Below are 17,672 nucleotides of genomic sequence, written 5' to 3'. Positions count from 1 at the left end.
CGGGCCTAGGATTGGCTGAATTTCGGCGCCCACGGCACCACGATGCGTTCTAGGATTTCGGCGGCGTAGTAGAAGGCGATGCCAAGCACGGAAACGAGCAGCAGCGCTGCGAAGACCAGCGCCGTGTCGAGCTGGGTCGACGCGAACTGGATGACGTAGCCGAGACCGTCCGACGCCCCGGCGAACTCACCGACGATGGCGCCGATCACGCTCAACGTGGCGGCGATCTTGGTTCCGGCCATCAGGTTCGGCAGCGAGTGCGGAACGCGGATCCTGAACAGAATCTGCGTCGGGCTGGCCCCGACGGAATTCATCAGCGACAGCAGCGAGCGGTCGACCGATTGCATGCCCGCCAGCATCGACAGCGTCACCGGGAAGAAGGCGATGACCAGGATCAGGCCGATTTTGGGCGCCAGCCCATAGCCGAACCAGAGGATGAAGATCGGCGCGAGCGCGACTTTCGGCACGTTCTGGAACAGCACCACCAGTGGATACAGCGCGCGTCCCAACCAATCGAAGCGCACGATGACCAGCGCAATGGCAATGCCGACCACGACCGAGACCAGGAAGCCGAACAGGATCTCGCCCGCCGTCACCAGCGTCGCCTGCATCAGCGTGCCCCATTGCGCCACCAGCGACTTCGCGATCTCGGACGGGGCGGGAATGATGAAGGCGGATATGGCAAAGATCCGCACCGCGGCTTCCCACAGCACGATCGTCACCAGCAGGAGGATGACAGCCGGCAGCCAGCTGCCGGTCGCCGCACTCCAGCTGGAGGCGAGGCGCGGCTCGGAAAGGTCGAATATGGGTTGGTCGCTCAAGATGCGCCTCCCGGTTGATGGCTGGAGCGCAGCATCGTTCGCAACTGGACCACCAGCCTGACGAACTCCGGATCTTCGGTGACCGACAGGTCGCGCGGGTAAGGCAGCGCAATGTCGAGGCTCTCGGTGATCCGTCCCGGCTTGATCCCCAGCACGTGAACATGGCGCGACAGATGGATGGCCTCGTCGATGGAATGGGTGACGAGCACGATCGTCTTGCCGGTCCGCTGCCAGATCTCCAGCAGCGACTGGCCCATCGAATCGCGGGTGATGGCATCGAGCGCGCCGAACGGTTCGTCCATCAGCAGGACCGCCGGATCGAGCGCCAGGGCCCGTGCAATGGCGACCCGCTGCCGCATGCCGCCCGACAGCTCGTTTGGCCGCTTGTGGGCGCTGTCGCCCAGCCCCACCAGTTCCAGCATCTCCTGCCCGCGCGCCCGCAGATCCGAGCGCGAGAGCGACTTGTCGGCGATGCCGAGCAGCATCGAGGCATTGTCGACGGCGTTTTTCCAGGGGAGCAGGTTGGCGTCCTGGAAGACGAGGCCGATCATCCGCTTGCGCGCCGCCTCGACCGGCGCGAGCCCGGCGATCGAAACGCTGCCCTGGGTAGGCTGCACCAGCCCGGCCAGCACCTTGAGCAAGGTGCTCTTGCCACATCCGGAAGGACCGATAAGGGAAACGAATGATCCCTTTGGCACCGAAAGATCGATGTTCCTGAGGATCAGCTGACGGGCCATGACCACCGAAACGCCCTTGGCGGAGATTAGATCGTCATGGCGGATATGGGCCGGCCTGTCGCCGGCGGCTCGGATGGTTTCAATGCGCATGGCTTGTCGCCCCGCGCGCTGTTTTCTGCCGCACCCGCACCATCTTGATGGCGAAGGCGCCCTTCACACAAACAGCCGACCGGTGGAGCTCCTCAAACCGGCTGGCCCTCTGCGCACCATGTGACATTGGCTACTCCCGGCCTTCCAGGATGCGCCGCACCGCGACGAGCTTGCGCGCCCGTTCACCTTGCAGCGCCTTTGTCTGCTCGGGCGTGTAGGCAAACATGCCCTCGCCCGACTTGATGCCGAATTTCGACGCAGCCGTCTTCTCCAGAACCATCGGCGCCACATCGTCGCGGTTGGAGAGATCGGCATTCAGGAAGGACGAGACGGATTTGTAGATATCCAGCCCCGCCATATCGAGCAGCGCCATCGGGCCGATGACGGCGATCTTGTAGCCTATGCCCCACGACACGCAGGTGTCGAGGTCTTCCGGCTCGATGACGCCGCGCTCGACAAGATCGACCGCCTCGCGCAGCAGCGCATAGAGCACGCGGTTCTCGACGAAGCCTGGAACGTCCTTCTTCACCACCACCGGCAGCAGGCCGATCGAGCGGATGAGATCGCGGATAACAGCCACGGTTTCAGGCGCGGTCTTCTCGCCGCCGATCACCTCGATCATCGGGATGATGTGCGGCGGGTTCGACCAGTGCATGCCGACCATCCGCTCGGGATGCGAGATATGAGCCTGCAGCTTGGTGATCGGAATGCCCGACGTGTCGGAAGCGACGATGACGGACGGGCCGATCAGCGGATCGATGTCACGATAGGTCTGCGCCTTGATGTCGATATTCTCGGGCACGTTCTCGATCACCAGTTCGGCGCCATCGACGGCCTCGGCAATCGTCTCGACGAAACGCACTTTGCCGGCACCAGTCCCGGGCGCCTCGATGTCGAGACGGTCGAGCACGCCGCCGGCAAGATCGAGCATGCCGCGGGCGCGCTCGATTGCCCCTGGCGAAACGTCATACGCCGTCACATCGAGCCCGCCGCGCGAAAGCCGCGCGGCGATGCCTGGACCCATCGTTCCCAGTCCGATGAGAGCGGCGCGCTTGATCATCATGCGGCCTTTGCGGGAGCAGCAGTGGTTGCCGCCTTGAAGGCCGGCCGAGCGGCGATCGCGGCCACCCAGCGCTCCAGATTGGGCATTGACGGCCGGTCGATCTTGAAATCGACGCAGCGCTTCAGGATCGGCGCGCAGGCAATGTCGGCAAGGGTCAGCTTGCCGAGCGCCAGGAAGTCCTTGCCGGCCAGGTGGCCGTCGACGATCTTGAGCTGCGCGACAAGGTCCTTCACTTGCTCCTTGTATTCGGCGGTCTGTTCCTCGGGCGTGAGCTTGGCGCCTTTGAAGGCCGCCAGGTAGCCCGGATTGACCGCAGCCAGCAGGAAGTCCATCCAGCGCTCGACCTCGGTCTTTTCCGCCGGCGTAGCGCCATTCAACTGTTCGCCGCCGAATGCCGCGAGATAGCGCAGGATGGTGTTGGACTCCCAGATCACGGTGTCGCCGTCAACCAGCGTCGGCACCTTGGAGGTCGGGTTGAGCGCCTTGTATTCCGCCGTCTGCGTGTTCTCGAACTGGCGGCCATAATCCTCGCGCTTGTAGGACGCTCCCAACTCTTCGAGCATGAAGAGCACCTTCTGGACGTTGCCTGATGTCTGGCGGCCTAACAGCTTGTACATGTCTTCTCCTCGCTAGTGTCCAGGGCCTACTTGCTCGCCGGCAGCGGCTTGTAGACGATGGCGTCCATTTCGATCTTGGTGTTGATGACCGCTTTTGCCTCGACGGTCGTGCGCGCCAGAACGGCGTCGCCGATCCCTTCGAGGAAGGCCTTGTTGTAGCGGCCGAAATCGCGCGTATCCTCGAGATAGGTGGTGATCCGCACGACATCCGACAGCGTCGCGCCTTCATGCGCGATGACGCGCGCGATGGTCTTCAGCGTCGCCAGCGTCTCTTCTTCGATCGTGCCGCTGATCATGTTGTTGTTCTCGTCTTTCGGCACCTGGCCCGAGACGAAGATGAAATCGCCGGCACGCACCGCCGGATGAAACGGCAGGTTCGGGTTCTTGTTGCCGATGGCGTAGTGGCTGGCGGATTTTCGCGTGCTGTCGCTCAACATATCCCCCTAAAGAACGCTGGTTTCGATGATGTCGACGCCGCGGATTCGGTCGATCAGGTAGACGATGCCGCGGTCGTCGATGGTCACGTCGTTGGACGAGGAACGCTCCGCGCCCTCCGGCGCGTCGGGCATGAAATGACCGACTTCCTTTGGCGCGAACGGATCGGCGATGTCGACGAGGCGCAGCCCCTGCGCGAACCACGCAAACGGAATGACGGTGCCATTGAACCGCTCGGAAGGCTGATGGCAGCCGGTCATCTGCGGCTGCGGTGAACCGTCCGTATCGAGGCCTGGCACCTGGAAGGTCGAGATCGGCAACGGGTTGGTCTCGTCAGTGATGTCGTAAATCCAGGTGAAGGCCGGCGGCGATGGCCGAAGCTTGGCGACATCCTCGTCCGCCACCACCATGATGTTGCGGCCTTTGAGCGGCTGTGGAATCGGCAGGCAGGTGTGCGTGGGATGCGGAAAGCTCGGGCTCGAATTGACGTGCGAGACCAGCTTCGGCTTGGTGATGTCCGAAATGTCGAGGATGAACAGGCCATGATGCCAGTAGCTGACATAGAGCCTGTCGCCCATTCGCAGCGGATGGTGACAGCGCGGCGTGACATAGTCGTGCCAAGGATACTCTTCGCCGCCCCCGGTCCACTGGCCCGGTATCCACCAGCGTCCGACCTCGACCGGCTTCGCGGGATCGATCAGGTCGAGGATCATCACGATGTTGCCGACATAACCGTCGGCGGTCGGCGATATGTAGGCGTAACGGCCGTCGAAGTCGTAGCGGTGGACGCCCTTGCCGCCGGTTATCCATTTCGAGATGAGCTTCGGCTGTGCCGGCTTGGTGGTGTCATAGAGCGCCAGTCCGCCGCCGAAATCAGCCGGGCCGGCGTCGCCAAAGCGCTCGTGGTTGATGATCATCAGTCCGTCCTTGGCGCGCACCTTGTGCGAGTGCCAACCGGGCGGGACATCGATCGTCGTAATTTTGCGCGGATTGCGCGGGTCGGAAATGTCGACCAGCGTCGTGCCGCTCGGCGGCCGCATGTGGCCGATATAGAGGATGTTGCCGTCGACCCAGACCTGACCGCCGCCTGGGCAGTCGACATGGCCGATCTGCTTTGTGTTGAACGCCGAAACCAAATGCATACGCCCTTGCTGCTGAAATTCCATTTCGATGTCCACGCCGCCAATGGCGGCGCGGACATTGCCTGCCGGAGGACCGGAACTAGACGAGACGGAGCAGATCGCCGGCCTGGTTGCGGCCCCAGCGCTTGTAGAGGAGCAGCGCCTTTTGCGTCGGCGCATCGGTGGCGCCGAAGAAGATCACCGGCTCGCTCGACGAGCCGTTGACATGCTCGACCCAGGAACCGCCGGGTATGGCGATGGTGTCGAACTGGTTCCAGTCATAGCGCTTGCCGTCGATGATCGAATGGCCGTTGCCGCGGAACGGCGCCAAGAGCAGGCTGGCGGTCTCGCGCTGCGGCAAGGTCTTCTCGCCGGGGCGCAGCATCTGCACGTAGAAATTGATGGTGTGGAAGACGGGTCCGCCGGTCGTCGGATCGACATAGTCGATGACGATGCCTTCATGGGGGTCGCCATCCCAATCCTTGTGGGCGTCGAGAACCGCTTCCATCTTCTCCCAGCGATAGACATACATCGGCGACGACAGGCCGCCGCCGCGCTTGTGGTCGACGAAACGCGGCATCAGGCCACCTTCGCCATAGATGCGCTGTGAGTAGTCGCTGGGATAGCGGGCGGTCTGCACCTTCTTCTCGACTTCCTTGCCGTCGACCATCTCGGTGTATTTGTGGTCGAAATGGACGGCATGCAGCGTTTCGACCAGCGGCAGGTCGAGCACCGACAGGTTGACCGCCTGCTCGCCGCCAACGGTGCCATGATTGTGCCAGGCGTCGTTGGGCGTCAGCACCATGTCGCCCGGGCCGAAGACCACGTCTTCGCCCTCGACGCCGGTGAAATTGCCCTTGCCCGTCAGGCCGAAGCGGATGGCGCTCGGCGAGTGCTTGTGCGGCGGCATGATCTCGTCGGGATCGTTCAGGCGGTAGGCGGTGTACATGGTGCTGACCGATGCACGCTTGGGCGCAAGACCGGGATTGACGAGGATCAGCGAACGGCGCTCGCTGTCGTCCATGGTCACAAGTTCGGCCGCGCGCTGCAGCAGGGGCTCGATGTCCGAATAGGACCACACGAAGGGAACGGCCCTCGACGTCGCCATCAGTTGCTTGATCTCGTCATGGTCGACGCCTTCCGACGTCGCCCAGAACGGAAACATGTTCTTTGCGTAGAGGGCGTCATAGAGGCCCTTGAGTGCCGCCTTCTTGTTGGTGAGCACATCGTTAGCTGGTTGCGCCAGGGACATATCGGACACCTCTCGTCACGAAGAAAATACTTCTAACCAACTCAACCGTATTCGCATTGGTTTTGCTCGACAATACCCAAATTGCGAATTTTATAAGTTTTTGGTTGAGGTGCATTTTTGAAAGGCAAATGCCCAGAAATAGGCAGGAATAGCCTAGAAATGCACGAAATTCAGCTCACAATCAGGGCGTGAAACCGCTTCGTCACGGCCATGCTGACGCGCATGACAGTCCAACCAACGCAGTTTTTCAGTCTCAACCAAAAGACTTTGGTTGCATCCGGCCGCCTTATCAGGCAGCCACGCTCTGTTGAGCGCGGCTGCGGATCAGATCCGCGGCCTTTTCGGCGATCATGATGACCGCCGCATTGATGTTGCCGCAAACGAGGTCGGGCATGACCGAGGCGTCCACGACACGAAGCCCGGCAATGCCGCGCACCCGCAATTCCGGATCGACCACCGATGCCGCATCGACGCCCAGGCGGCACGTGCCGGCCGGATGATGCACGGTGATCGAGGTCTTGCGGATATGCTCGTCGATCTCGTCGTCGCTCTCGCATTTCGGGCCGGGGAAGAACTCCGCGCCGACAAACGGGGTCATGGACGGCTGGCTGGCAAGGTTGCGTGCAACACGAAAGCCAGCGCGAAGCGACTGCCAGTCGCGCTGCGAGGACAGGAAATTCTGATGGATCAGGGGCGCGGCAACCGGATCGCTCGACGCCAGCTTGACGCTGCCGCGGCTCTCCGGCTGCACCGCAACGATACGGGTCGCAAAGCCGTCGGCGAACGGCGCCTTGAACGGCGACATGTAAGGCCATGCCCCAAGCGGCGCGGCGGTGAAAAGCAGCTGTACGTCCGGCAACGGCCGGCTTGCGTCGCTTTTCAGGAATGCCACGACGCCGCCAGGCACATCTCCCGAAAAGCCCTTTCCGGTGAGATAAGTCCTGACGAAATCCAGCCCGATACGATCGGCCCGCATCATCTTGAGAAACGGTCCAGGCTGTTTGCGCCGATACATCACGATAACCGAAACGTGGTCCTGCAGATTCTTGCCGACTTGCGCACGATCGACCTTCGTCTCGATGCCATGCGCCGCCAGCTCGCCGCTGTCGCCTATGCCTGACAGCATCATCAGCTGCGGCGTGTTGATGACGCCGCCGGCAAGCAGAACTTCGCGCCGCGCCAGAACTTCATGGCTCGCCCCGCCTCTGGTGTAGGCAATGCCGGCTGCGCGGCCATCCCTGAGCAGGATCTTCGTCGCCATCGCGCCGGTCAGCACCTTGACATTGCCGCGCCGCATGGCGGGCCGCAGATAGGCGGTTGCGGTCGAGCAACGGCGGCCGTTGGCGATTGTCATCTGCAGCCGGCCGAAACCTTCCTGTATGGCGCCATTATAGTCATCGGTCTGCGGGTATCCGGCATCACGGCTGGCTGTGGCGAAGGCATCGATCAGTTCGTCCTTGTAGCGGCAGAACTGGGTGTTCAGCGGCCCGCTGCCGCCACGGTACCGGCTTTCGCCCGCTTCCCAGCGCTCCTGCTTCTTGAAGTAGGGCAGCACCTTGTCGAACGACCAGTCCGTCAGGCCGCTTGCCGCCCAGCGATCGTAGTCGCCGCGATTGCCGCGCACATAAGCCATGGCGTTGGTGGAGGAAGAGCCGCCGATGACCTTGCCGCGCGCGCATTCGACCTTGCGGCCGCCGACATTGGCCTCGGGCTCGCAGAAATACATCCAGTCGTGGCGGCGCTCCGTCAGTATCTTGCCCCAGCCGAGCGGGATGTGGATCATCGGATCGCGGTCCCAATCCCCCGCCTCCAGCAGAAGCACCGACACGGCGGGGTCTTCGCTCAGCCGGTTCGCCAGCACGCAGCCGGCCGATCCCGCACCGACAATGACGTAGTCAAAGGTTTCGCCAGCCGGCATGCGTGATCCTCGGGAGAAAGACGTCTGCCGCGATGGCAACCGTCGACATGGGCAGTCAACCATCGCGCAACTGGTGTTGTCAACCATTGCGTACAGTTGTAGATTGGTTGAATTGGTTGAGTGCCGTCGAACAGGTTTTCGTGTCACAATATGATGTCGGGACGTTGAGTCGGCGATCTGCCGATCGGACAGGAGATTTGGTTTTGAGCGCATTCGAGCCGCAGGTCGGACCATCTGATCTCGACGACATCATCGCCGCGGTCCGCCAGTTGCAGCAGGGCGGCGGCAAGCTTCCGTCCGAGCGCGATCTTGCGGAACATCTGAGCGTCAAGCGCCATCAGCTTCGCAAGGCGCTTGAAGTGCTGCGCCTTTCAGGCGACCTCAAACCGGCGCGCGCCAGGCGGGCGCCGACCGCCCTTCCGAGATATGGCGAGGAACTGGTCAGGGTAACCAATCCGATCGAGGTCCTGGAATTGCGCCTGATTATGGAGCCGGGCCTTGCCCGACTGGCGTCGCTGCGCGCCTCCTCTTTCGAGACGGCGCGGATCCTCGACGCGGCAACCACGCCGGAGAACGCCCCGTCGGGTGAGGTCGATTTCGCTTTCCATCTCGCGATCGTTGCCGCAGCCCGCAACCATCTCGCCGCGGAATTCTACAAGATGCTGCGCCAGGTCGGTGTCGATGCGCGAGTGAAGGTTGCGCGCACCGCGGCACCCACCTGCCCCAAGCGGATCGCCCACCGCGACGGCGAGCATCGCCTGATCGCCGAAGCGATCTCGCAGCGCGACCCCGAAGCGGCAGAGGCCGCAATGCGCGCGCACCTTCTGTCGGTGCAGAGACAGATCATGGAACGGTCGAATGCCGGCGCCTTTGCCGCGTGATCGCATCACCTCTGACATCGAGCCTGTGCGGGGAATTTCAAATTGAAACGTCATTTCGACGTGCTGGTCATCGGCGCGGGATCCGCTGGCTCGGTTGTTGCCAGCCGTCTCAGTGAAGACCGGTCGTGCCAGGTCGGCCTCATCGAGGCCGGGACGATGCCGGCCGATCCCGACATCGCCGACCCGCTGAAATGGACGATGCTCCAGGGCCGCGCCTACGACTGGAGCTACCGGACCGTGCCCCAGCCCTTCACCGCCAACCGCGTCCATGAATGGCCGCGCGGCAAAATCGTCGGCGGCTCGAGCTGCCTGCATGCAATGGCCTATGTGCGCGGCCATCCCGATGATTTCGAACCCTGGGTGCAAGCCGGCGGCGAGCGCTGGTCCTATCGGGGGTTGTTGCCGGGCTTCATCCGCAGCGAAGCCTTCACCGCCTTCGACGGGCCAACACGCGGCAAGAGCGGCCCGCTGGACGTCTATCTGCCGGACGCCGAGGTCAGTCCGGTCGTGCGTGCCTACATCGCCGCCGGGCGATCCATGGGGGCCCCCGCCCTGAGCGACCACAACAGCGGCGAGCTGGTCGGCACCAGCCCCAATTCACTCAACATACGCGACGGCAAGCGCCTGAGCGTCGCCGACGCCTATCTGCCGCCGCGGGTCATGGCGCGGCCGAACCTGACCTTGCTCACCGGCCACGAGGTCGAGCATCTGGTTCTGGACGGCCACAGGGTCACGGGCGTGAGCGTGGTCTGCGAGGGCCAGAACAGAACGCTCTGTGCCGACCGGATTGTCCTTTGCGCCGGCGCCGTGTCCACGCCGCTCATCCTCATGCGGTCGGGCATTGGTTGCCCGGATACGCTGAAGCAGGCTGACATACGCTGCCTTGCCGATCGCAGCGAGGTGGGCCGCAACCTGCAGGATCATCTGCTGGCTCTTGGAAATGTCTACAGCACCAAAAAGCCGGTGCCGCCTTCCCGCCTGCAGCACTCCGAATCGCTGATGTATCTGCACAGCGACGACCCGACCCGCTCCATGGGAAGTCCCGATATCGTGCTCGCCTGCGTCGTCGCTCCGTCGGCGGCCGAGGGCCTGAATGCCCCGCTTTATGGCTCGGCCTTTACCATCCTTTGCGGCGTCACTCATCCGACAAGCCGCGGGCGCATCACACCGAGCGGGCCGGGCCGCAACGATACGCCGGTCATCGATCCGCATTATCTGGAAACCGAACACGATCGCGCGACATTCAGGATGGCGTTGAAGCGGGCGCGCATGGTCGGCCATCATGAGGCCCTGGACGAATGGCGCGATACGGAGATCCTGCCAGGCGCACCGGTTCAGTCCGATGCCGAACTCGATGCTTTCATCGCCAGGGCTGCTTCCACCCATCACCATCCGGCCGGCACCTGCCGGATGGGTCTTGACACCGAGGCCATCGTCGATCCCGACTTGCGGCTGAACGGCTTCGACAATGCCTTTGTCGTCGACGCCTCGGTGATGCCGGCGATCCCGAGCGGACCGATCAACGCGGCGATCGTCGCCATCGCCGAAACCTGGGCGGCGTCTTCACGGGTTACCGCGGCGGCCGCGTGACGGCGGCCGCATCCGACACTTCCCCTGGGTTCCGAATGGCTCTGCTTCCCGGCGACTATCAGCTATGGAGATGCGTCAGCTCAAACGCCGCTCCGTCCCGGACGCCGGCCATGCGCTGCTCGGCGGACCGGAACATGTCCGCGAACTCCACCTGGTTCTCGAACACCACGCCGCCGACCTTGACCGTCAAGGCATCCTCGGTGCCTTTTGGCGCGAAATAGACTTGTGCGATGCGCGCCCTGATACGCTCGCCGATTTCCCTGGCTTCTGCTTCGGTCGCGCCGGCGAGGAAAACCCCGAACATCGACGTCCCCATACGTCCAACCAGATCCTCCGCGCGCACTGACGATTGTATGGTTGAGGCTATGAGCCGCAAGGCTTGATCGCCCCATTCAAGACCAAAGCGCAGGTTGATGGACCGCAGATGCTCCGAATGGATGACCAGGAAGGCGCCGGATTTCGGCCCCGGCACCGACGGCCTTGCGGTTCTTTTTTCGACCATCGACGTGAAGACCGCTCCGTTCAGGCAGCCGGTCGTGGTGTCGAAGGTTGCCGACTTGTCGAGTTCCCGGCGATAGCGACGAAGCTCGATCTGTTTCAATCCAACGAACAGAAAAAGCGGAACACCAAGAACGACAGGCAACAGGATTGCCGTGACCATGCTGCGCCCAAATGGCGTCAGCGCCTCCGAGAACAGAAGCAGATAATTGAGACCGACGGAAACGCCCAGGATTGCAGCGGTTCCCAGAAAGGTCAGCAAAGCGACGCCTTTCCATGCCTGGTCGGTGGTGCTCGCCATAGTCTTTGTCACTGGCCGATCTCCTGTGGATGGGCTTGTATAAGGCCGGTGTGTTGCAATTTCAGTTTCAAGGAACATTGCAATTTAATCGATTGCGCGATGACCCCATCAAGGCTGCGCCCGTGGCGGTTAACAAACAAAACATCAGGGATTGAATGACAGCCTATTGTGCCGGGCCGAACATGCCCATCTCCGCGTCCCTGGCTGTCGCCTCCGCCTTGCCGTAGATGCCGCTCGGCAGCGCCGTGGCCCAGCCGTTGGAGACAAGCCAGGCGCCAACATCCTGCTTGCCCAGCCTGCACGGTGCGGCGACGGCAAAACGCTCGACGTCCGGCGGTACGAAACAGTGCAGCGCGCGTCCCCTCAGCCAGGAATTGAAAACGGCGCGGGCGCGTACGCCGCAAGGCCAGGTGACGTCATGAAACGAGCAGGAGCTGTCGAGATCGATGCCTCGCACTCCGCTGATGAACACCTTGCGGCCCATGGCTTCGAACATCGCCGATGATGTGACAACCGGGCGGTAGAGCAAGACCTCCCGCCAATCCCTGGGCATCGGCGTTTTCGGGGGCACGGCGAGACCGAGCTCGCTGAGCGGCGGACGGGGCTCGGCCCGTTCGATCTCAGCGGGATCAAGCCGTGGTGGAGCGATCAGGTCTTGAGCAACCTTGCGCGCCGGCTCCAGGCGTTGTGCGCCGGCAACCGGTGCAACCGGTCGGACAGGCTGGGTATCGTCAACATCCCGCGACCGGGCACGGACAGGCCGATCGACCGAAAGCAACGCCCCGCCCTGAATGATCAGCAGTATCCCCGCCAGGAGCAGGAGGCTTCCAAGTGCGATCGCCAAGCGGCTGCGGCCCGGCCTGGCCATCAGCTTGAACAGGATCTCAGGGATTTACGCCGGTCAGAAACCCGACGTCGATTTGGCAACCAGCTTGAGCGCACCTTTTTCAATCCGATAGAACGGCATCGAGCGTTGGCTGGATCCGTCGGCCCGAAACCGGAACAGGCCGGTCGACCCCCGAAAGCCGTTTGGATTCTCAAGAACCTTTTTGCTGAAACCATCGGGCCCGACCGCGCTGGCAATCCCTGCCGTCAGCGCAACCATATCATAGGCGTAGGCCACATTGACGTCAGCCGGATAGTTGTATGTCGTCCTGAAGCGGTCGGCGATCGGCCCGGTTTCGCCTGGATCGAGCGTGGCGACAAACGCCCCCTCGAAGAGCGGATCCATGGGGTGCTCCAGCCAACGGTTCGTCCCGACGACGGAGATCGTCTTTCCCGGAATGCCCTTCGATTTGAGGGCGGCAAGGACAGGCGACGGACTGCCATTGCCGCTGGCGACGATGACGGCGTCAGGGGCGTCCACGAGTGAGCCCATTTCGTCGACCGTCTTCGCGCCGTCGCCGGCAGAATATCGGAGAGTGACCGCGAGCGCCGCGCCGTAGATGCTGAGGCTGTTTGCGACCCGCTTCTCCATGGCGCCGGCGTTTGGGCCATCCGCGACAAGCAGTACGAACTTCTTGCTGCCTTTCGCGGCCAGTCCCGCGGCGCCCGCGGCGGCGCTGTCCGCTTCGCCAAGGAGCACGGCATAGACCCCGGGGCCGCCGGCGAAATTGTCGGCGAGCGCCAGAACCGGTGGCCGCTTCGACCCCGACAGCGTGGCAATATGCTGGGCCGCCGGCAGCTCGGTCGGGCCGATGACGACTTTAGACCCCGTCGTAATGGCCGTAACCGCCAGTTTGCCGGCCAGTGCGCTGTCGCCTTTGGTATCTTCTACCGTCAGCGCCAGCAATCCGTTGCCGATATCCGTCATCGCCAGCTTGGTCGCATCGAGCATCTTCCTGCCGTTTTCCCCGGCCGTTCCAGGGGCGGACAGCGGCAGCAGCATCGTGACTTTGGTCGACCCGGTGCCCAGCGACTGGGTCGCCTGGACGGGACCGGCACCGGCGGCGCCGTTCTGCCCGGCAGGCGCGGTAACCGCCGCCGGATCGAGCACTTCGGACACGCCGCCCTTCGACTGGCAGCCCGACACGATCGCGGCGAGCGCCAAGGCGATTGCCCATGTCCGCGGACGGTGGACCTGTCGGCCAGCTTCCATGAATGCTCCACCCCTATGTGCCGCCGGATATTGTTCCCGGTCTGGTCTTCAACGCATGTTACGGCGGACTTGCAGTGCCGTCTGTAGTTCTTTTAGCCGCCGAACAGCCTGCCTCTGAGCGCCCTGATCTGCCTTGCTTGCCCGGCACTTCGATAGTCGGCGCATTTCATGTATCGCGGCCCGGGCACGAACACGCGGCGCACGCAGACGCCCTTTGCCTGGGCAGGGGCTCCACCCTCCTCGCCTGGCGAAAATGCGGAAAAGCCGAACGTCGCCACCGGCAAAGGCCCGGTCACTTCGATCCCTTCCCTTGCCAGGATTGCCCGCGCACGCTGGCAGTAGCGGACTGAAAGGGCCGAGAACCGGCTTTCATTGTGCCCGGCGCGATACTTCATGACGGTGGTGCAGAGATCACCCGCGGCGAGCTTGTTGGCCTGTGCAAGATATTTGACCCCCAGCGCGATGTTGGCCGCCGGCGCGCTCAGATCGTCCAGTGAACCTCGAAAGCCGAGCATCCTGGCCGTCGCCGGCATCACCTGCATCAGGCCGACTTCGCCGTCACCGCCTTGCACGTCGGGATCGAAGCCGCTTTCGATCTCCATCACCGCATGCGCCAGCATCGGCTCCAGGCCATAGATCGATGCCTGGCAACTCGCAAATGCCTTGAAAGCCTGCCGGGTCCACTCCGTGGCCGGATCACAGCGCACTGGTTGCTTCAGGCCGGACGAAAGCTGTGGTTTCACGGATGGTCGTTCCAGCCAGTTGGCACTGGCCGGCGTGACCGTTTGGACAAAGCCAAACAACACGATCGCGCCCGCGACCGCCTTCAGGAAGGATCCGTCGGCTGTCATGATGGCCAACAGGCGTCGGTTCGCCTATCCGGTCAGTGCATGTACTCGACCATGCGATCGTGAAAACACTCGCATTTGTTGAGGGTGTCTTCGTCCTTGTAGTTCGTCTTCAGGTAGCCATAGGCCTTGCCGCAAGCGACCTTGGCCTCCGACGCCCAGACGAAGACGGGACGCGACGAGTTGATCCACTCCGAGCTGTTGGCGACGGCAACCGACTCGTCCATCAACTTCACAACCTCCTGCTTCAGATCGACGATGTTGTCGTTCAGCACCAGGTTGGAGGTGCCGACGACACGGCAATAGTCGCCCGTCGGACCATCGATGATGTCGGCGGCATACCCCGTCGACCCGACTGCCAGCAACAGCGTCGCAGCGGAAACAAGCAGTCTTGCAGAACGTTTCATGTTGAGCTCCCCTAAATATTAGCGACGTATAACATAATCGCGTGGTTGTGCGCTATGGCGTTACACCACGTTTGCCGTTGTCTGATGCTGGGTTATGCCGTCGTCGTAGAGCAGCGTGATCGTGTTGGCCGCGGGGTGGTTCGTGAGTTCCGCCACTTGGACAAAATTGGCCGGATCTCCCGATCCGCTCGTGTCGACACTCAGCACGCCGGTCCCTGCGTCGTAGTTGACGAAGTTGCCGACATTCGCAGGAGTCGAGTCGAACAGCGCTGTCAGGTCGATCTTGTCGCCGTCGCCGCCATTGAAGTCCGTGATCAGATCCTTGATGTCGAGGTTCTCAAGTCTGAACGTGTCGGCGCCCGTCCCGCCGGTGAGCGTGTCACTCCCGGCACCACCGACCAGCAGGTCGTTGCCGGCGCCGCCGATCAAAGTGTCGGCGCCGCCTTCGCCTCTGAGCGTGTCGTTGCCCAATCCGCCGGCCAGGTAATTGGCGCCGGAGTTTCCGTAGAGATAGTCATCGCCGGAACCGCCGATCAAGCCCTCGATGCCAGTCAGCGTATCTCCCGTGGCATCGCCCCCGGTGATGTTGCCATCACTCGGATTGCTGGGGGTGCCATGAACACCGGCGGCGCCACCGGCATCTGTCAGGTTTATCGAGACCGCCGCGCTGCCGGTATAGTCGGCGATGTCGGTGCCGGCTCCGCCTGAGATCGTATCGATATGCGTGCTGCCGGCGATCACGTCGTTGACCGTTCCCGCAAAGCCGGGGAGGGTGAAGGATCCACCCGAACTTGCAGCTACCTGATGGATGTCCAGTGACTGGGTCGCACTGACGTCGCCGTCTCCGTCGACCGCACTGACTTGGAAATGCAAGGTGGTGTCGGATGGCAGTATCGTTTGTGAGATGTCGACGGCAGACAGCCTGATTTTCGAACCGGCGTCACCGGTTATGGAAATTAGGTTGAAGTCGATCGAAGGGTCGATGACGAGATGTCCGTTCGTAACTGTCGCCGTTCCGCTACGGGTGTCGCCGGTAACGGAATTGGTTGCTACCCACGAAACAGAACCAGAGCTGTTGCCGGTTGCGGCGAAATCGAGGCTGCCTATGAACTTCGGATTCAGCGTCGGAGCATCGTTTCCGGCGGTTGAGGAGGTGTGAAACTCCATGGTGAAGTTTTCATCTTTCTCAATAAACTGATCGGCGACACCGAAGCCCTGTGTCGAAGAGTTGACGCCGGTGCCAGTGCCGGTGAACTCGATCAGGCCATCCGGCGTTTCAAGGAAAGGTGTCGGACCACCCGGCGACAGCCCCGTGAGTGTTTGAGTTACCGTTGTTGCTGCATCGGGCGTGATAAGGGCAAACGCGTAGGTGCCATCTGGATGCAAGGTGAGTGAATAGATATCGGTCCCAGTGGAGGTTTCGGCCAGCAGCACTGTCGTTCCGTCGCTCTGGACTGTCGTGCTGTAGCTAATCCCCGTGATCGCCGGTCCTGCTATGTTGAAATGATTGACCCCGTCGGCTCCCGCTACGAAGTCAAACAAGCCGTTGACGGATCCGACCTCGTTGGGGATCGTACCTGGCGTGAAAGCTCCAAGCGTCGGAATGTCGTCGACGATGTCGACCAGGATGGAGCCGGTGGTGGTGTTGCCGTGGGCGTCGGTCACCGTATAGGTGAAGCTGTCCTTGTCCTGCTCGGTGGTGATGCCATTGTTGGTCGTCGCACCATCATAGGTCTGGGTCAGCGTGTAGGTATAGGTGCCGTTGGCGTTGAGCACCAGATTGCCGTAGCTGCCGCTGGCCGGCGAGGTCAGCGTATAGGTGTACGGGCCGGTGCCGCCGGCCGGCGTGATCGCGCCGTTGAAGATCTCGCTGTTGCCGGCCGCATCGCTGCCCGTCGCAAGGCCCTTCTCGCTGACCAGAGCATCGGTGTCGGATGCCGTCACCGTCACATTGTTGACGGTGATGTCCAGCGTCACCGTCGAGGTGTCGCCGTCGCCGTCGGTGATGGTGTAGACGAAGTGATCGACCGCGTTGGTGGTCACCGCGTTGGGGTTGGCCGTGTAGGTGTAGGCGCCGTTGGCGCCCAGGACCAGCGTGCCATACTGGCCCGCGATCCCGGCTCCGCCGAGATTGCCGCTTACCGGGTTCGACACGTTCGAACCGGTTGCCACGCCCGTCACCGCGCCGCCAGGTGCCGCGCCGTCGGCGCCCAGAACGTCCGCCGTCCCGTCCGTCAGCACGTTGCCCGAGGCCTGCGCGCCTTCCGACACGCTGTTGGTGTCGGCATGCGCCGTCGGAATGTCGTCGACGATGTCGACCAGGATGGAGCCGGTGGTGGTGTTGCCGTGGGCGTCGGTCACCGTATAGGTGAAGCTGTCCTTGTCCTGCTCGGTGGTGATGCCATTGTTGGTCGTCGCACCGTCATAGGTCTGGGTCAGCGTGTAGGTATAGGTGCCGTTGGCGTTGAGCACCAGATTGCCGTAGCTGCCGCTGGCCGGCGAAGTCAGCGTATAGGTGTACGGGCCGGTGCCGCCGGCCGGCGTGATCGCGCCGTTGAAGATCTCGCTGTTGCCGGCCGCATCGCTGCCCGTCGCAAGGCCCTTCTCGCTGACCAGAGCGTCGGTGTCGGATGCCGTCACCGTCACATTGTTGACGGTGATGTCCAGCGTCACCGTCGAGGTGTCGCCGTCGCCGTCGGTGATGGTGTAGACGAAGTGATCGACCGCGTTGGTGGTCACCGCGTTGGGGTTGGCCGTGTAGGTGTAGGCGCCGTTGGCGCCCAGGACCAGCGTGCCGTACTGGCCCGCGATCCCAGCTCCGCCGAGATTGCCGCTCACCGGGTTCGAGACGTTCGAACCGGTTGCCACGCCCGTCACCGCCCCGCCAGGTGCCGCGCCGTCGGCGCCCAGAACGTCCGCCGTCCCGTCCGTCAGCACGTTGCCCGAGGCCTGCGCGCCTTCCGACACGCTGTTGGTGTCGGCATGCGCCGTCGGC

General features: G+C 62.9%; 16 protein-coding genes. 2 read left to right on the top strand and 14 right to left on the bottom strand.

Annotated elements, in window-relative coordinates:
- Positions 1–5: 5 nt before the first annotated feature.
- The 8 genes from EN990_RS22035 to EN990_RS22000 form a co-directional block, all read right to left on the bottom strand.
- Positions 6–821 carry an ABC transporter permease gene (locus tag EN990_RS22035; RefSeq protein WP_027163703.1) on the bottom strand — a complete coding sequence of 272 codons (816 nt, stop codon included), beginning with the start codon at positions 819–821 and terminating at the stop codon, positions 6–8.
- Complete coding sequence (locus tag EN990_RS22030; RefSeq protein WP_013529863.1) at positions 818–1,648, bottom strand: ABC transporter ATP-binding protein; 831 nt, start codon at positions 1,646–1,648, stop codon at positions 818–820. Before EN990_RS22030 ends, EN990_RS22035 begins: the two co-directional genes overlap by 4 nt.
- 130 nt (positions 1,649–1,778) lie before the next feature.
- Positions 1,779–2,708: a 5-formyl-3-hydroxy-2-methylpyridine 4-carboxylate 5-dehydrogenase gene (fhmpcd1, locus tag EN990_RS22025; protein ID WP_024505124.1), complete on the bottom strand. Its 930-nt coding sequence runs from the start codon at positions 2,706–2,708 to the stop codon at positions 1,779–1,781.
- Positions 2,708–3,328: a glutathione S-transferase family protein gene (locus tag EN990_RS22020; protein WP_013529861.1), complete on the bottom strand. Its 621-nt coding sequence runs from the start codon at positions 3,326–3,328 to the stop codon at positions 2,708–2,710. Before EN990_RS22020 ends, fhmpcd1 begins: the two co-directional genes overlap by 1 nt.
- A gap of 26 nt (positions 3,329–3,354) precedes the next feature.
- Positions 3,355–3,765: a RidA family protein gene (locus EN990_RS22015; protein WP_013529860.1), complete on the bottom strand. Its 411-nt coding sequence runs from the start codon at positions 3,763–3,765 to the stop codon at positions 3,355–3,357.
- 6 nt (positions 3,766–3,771) lie between these two features.
- Entirely contained in the window at positions 3,772–4,929 is a 1,158-nt protein-coding gene (locus tag EN990_RS22010) for a hypothetical protein (RefSeq protein ID WP_013529859.1), read from the bottom strand.
- A gap of 55 nt (positions 4,930–4,984) precedes the next feature.
- Positions 4,985–6,136: a cupin domain-containing protein gene (locus EN990_RS22005; RefSeq protein WP_013529858.1), complete on the bottom strand. Its 1,152-nt coding sequence runs from the start codon at positions 6,134–6,136 to the stop codon at positions 4,985–4,987.
- A gap of 289 nt (positions 6,137–6,425) precedes the next feature.
- A complete protein-coding gene (locus EN990_RS22000; protein WP_127370131.1) occupies positions 6,426–8,054 on the bottom strand; it encodes a choline dehydrogenase in 1,629 nt (542 codons plus the stop codon).
- A gap of 203 nt (positions 8,055–8,257) precedes the next feature.
- Between EN990_RS22000 and EN990_RS21995 the strand changes: the two genes are divergently transcribed.
- Both EN990_RS21995 and EN990_RS21990 read left to right on the top strand, forming a co-directional pair.
- Positions 8,258–8,935 (top strand): FCD domain-containing protein, encoded by a 678-nt coding sequence (locus EN990_RS21995; RefSeq protein WP_013529856.1) that lies wholly within the window; start codon positions 8,258–8,260, stop codon positions 8,933–8,935.
- A gap of 42 nt (positions 8,936–8,977) precedes the next feature.
- Positions 8,978–10,525 (top strand): GMC family oxidoreductase N-terminal domain-containing protein, encoded by a 1,548-nt coding sequence (locus EN990_RS21990; protein ID WP_164753513.1) that lies wholly within the window; start codon positions 8,978–8,980, stop codon positions 10,523–10,525.
- Between the two features lie 58 nt (positions 10,526–10,583).
- Here EN990_RS21990 and EN990_RS21985 read toward each other — a convergent pair whose 3' ends face one another.
- The 6 genes from EN990_RS21985 to EN990_RS21960 form a co-directional block, all read right to left on the bottom strand.
- Entirely contained in the window at positions 10,584–11,336 is a 753-nt protein-coding gene (locus tag EN990_RS21985; protein WP_127369433.1) for a GGDEF domain-containing protein, read from the bottom strand.
- Between the two features lie 151 nt (positions 11,337–11,487).
- A complete protein-coding gene (locus EN990_RS21980) occupies positions 11,488–12,168 on the bottom strand; it encodes a thermonuclease family protein (RefSeq protein WP_245469201.1) in 681 nt (226 codons plus the stop codon).
- A gap of 57 nt (positions 12,169–12,225) precedes the next feature.
- Positions 12,226–13,212: an ABC transporter substrate-binding protein gene (locus EN990_RS21975; protein ID WP_245461023.1), complete on the bottom strand. Its 987-nt coding sequence runs from the start codon at positions 13,210–13,212 to the stop codon at positions 12,226–12,228.
- A gap of 302 nt (positions 13,213–13,514) precedes the next feature.
- The gene (locus EN990_RS21970; protein WP_127369435.1) at positions 13,515–14,273 is read right to left on the bottom strand and encodes a transglycosylase SLT domain-containing protein; all 759 of its coding nucleotides are present in this window, start codon (positions 14,271–14,273) and stop codon (positions 13,515–13,517) included.
- 32 nt (positions 14,274–14,305) lie between these two features.
- The gene (locus EN990_RS21965) at positions 14,306–14,677 is read right to left on the bottom strand and encodes a hypothetical protein (RefSeq protein ID WP_127384699.1); all 372 of its coding nucleotides are present in this window, start codon (positions 14,675–14,677) and stop codon (positions 14,306–14,308) included.
- Between the two features lie 60 nt (positions 14,678–14,737).
- On the bottom strand, positions 14,738–17,672 hold a 2,935-nt coding region (locus EN990_RS21960), incomplete at its 5' end, for a VCBS domain-containing protein (RefSeq protein ID WP_127388387.1).

It is taken from the genome of Mesorhizobium sp. M7A.F.Ca.US.005.03.1.1, from assembly GCF_003997975.1.
Lineage (GTDB): Bacteria > Pseudomonadota > Alphaproteobacteria > Rhizobiales > Rhizobiaceae > Mesorhizobium > Mesorhizobium ciceri.
The sequence above is the reverse complement of the archived record's forward strand: the minus strand, read 5'-3'. Positions and strand labels throughout refer to the sequence as shown.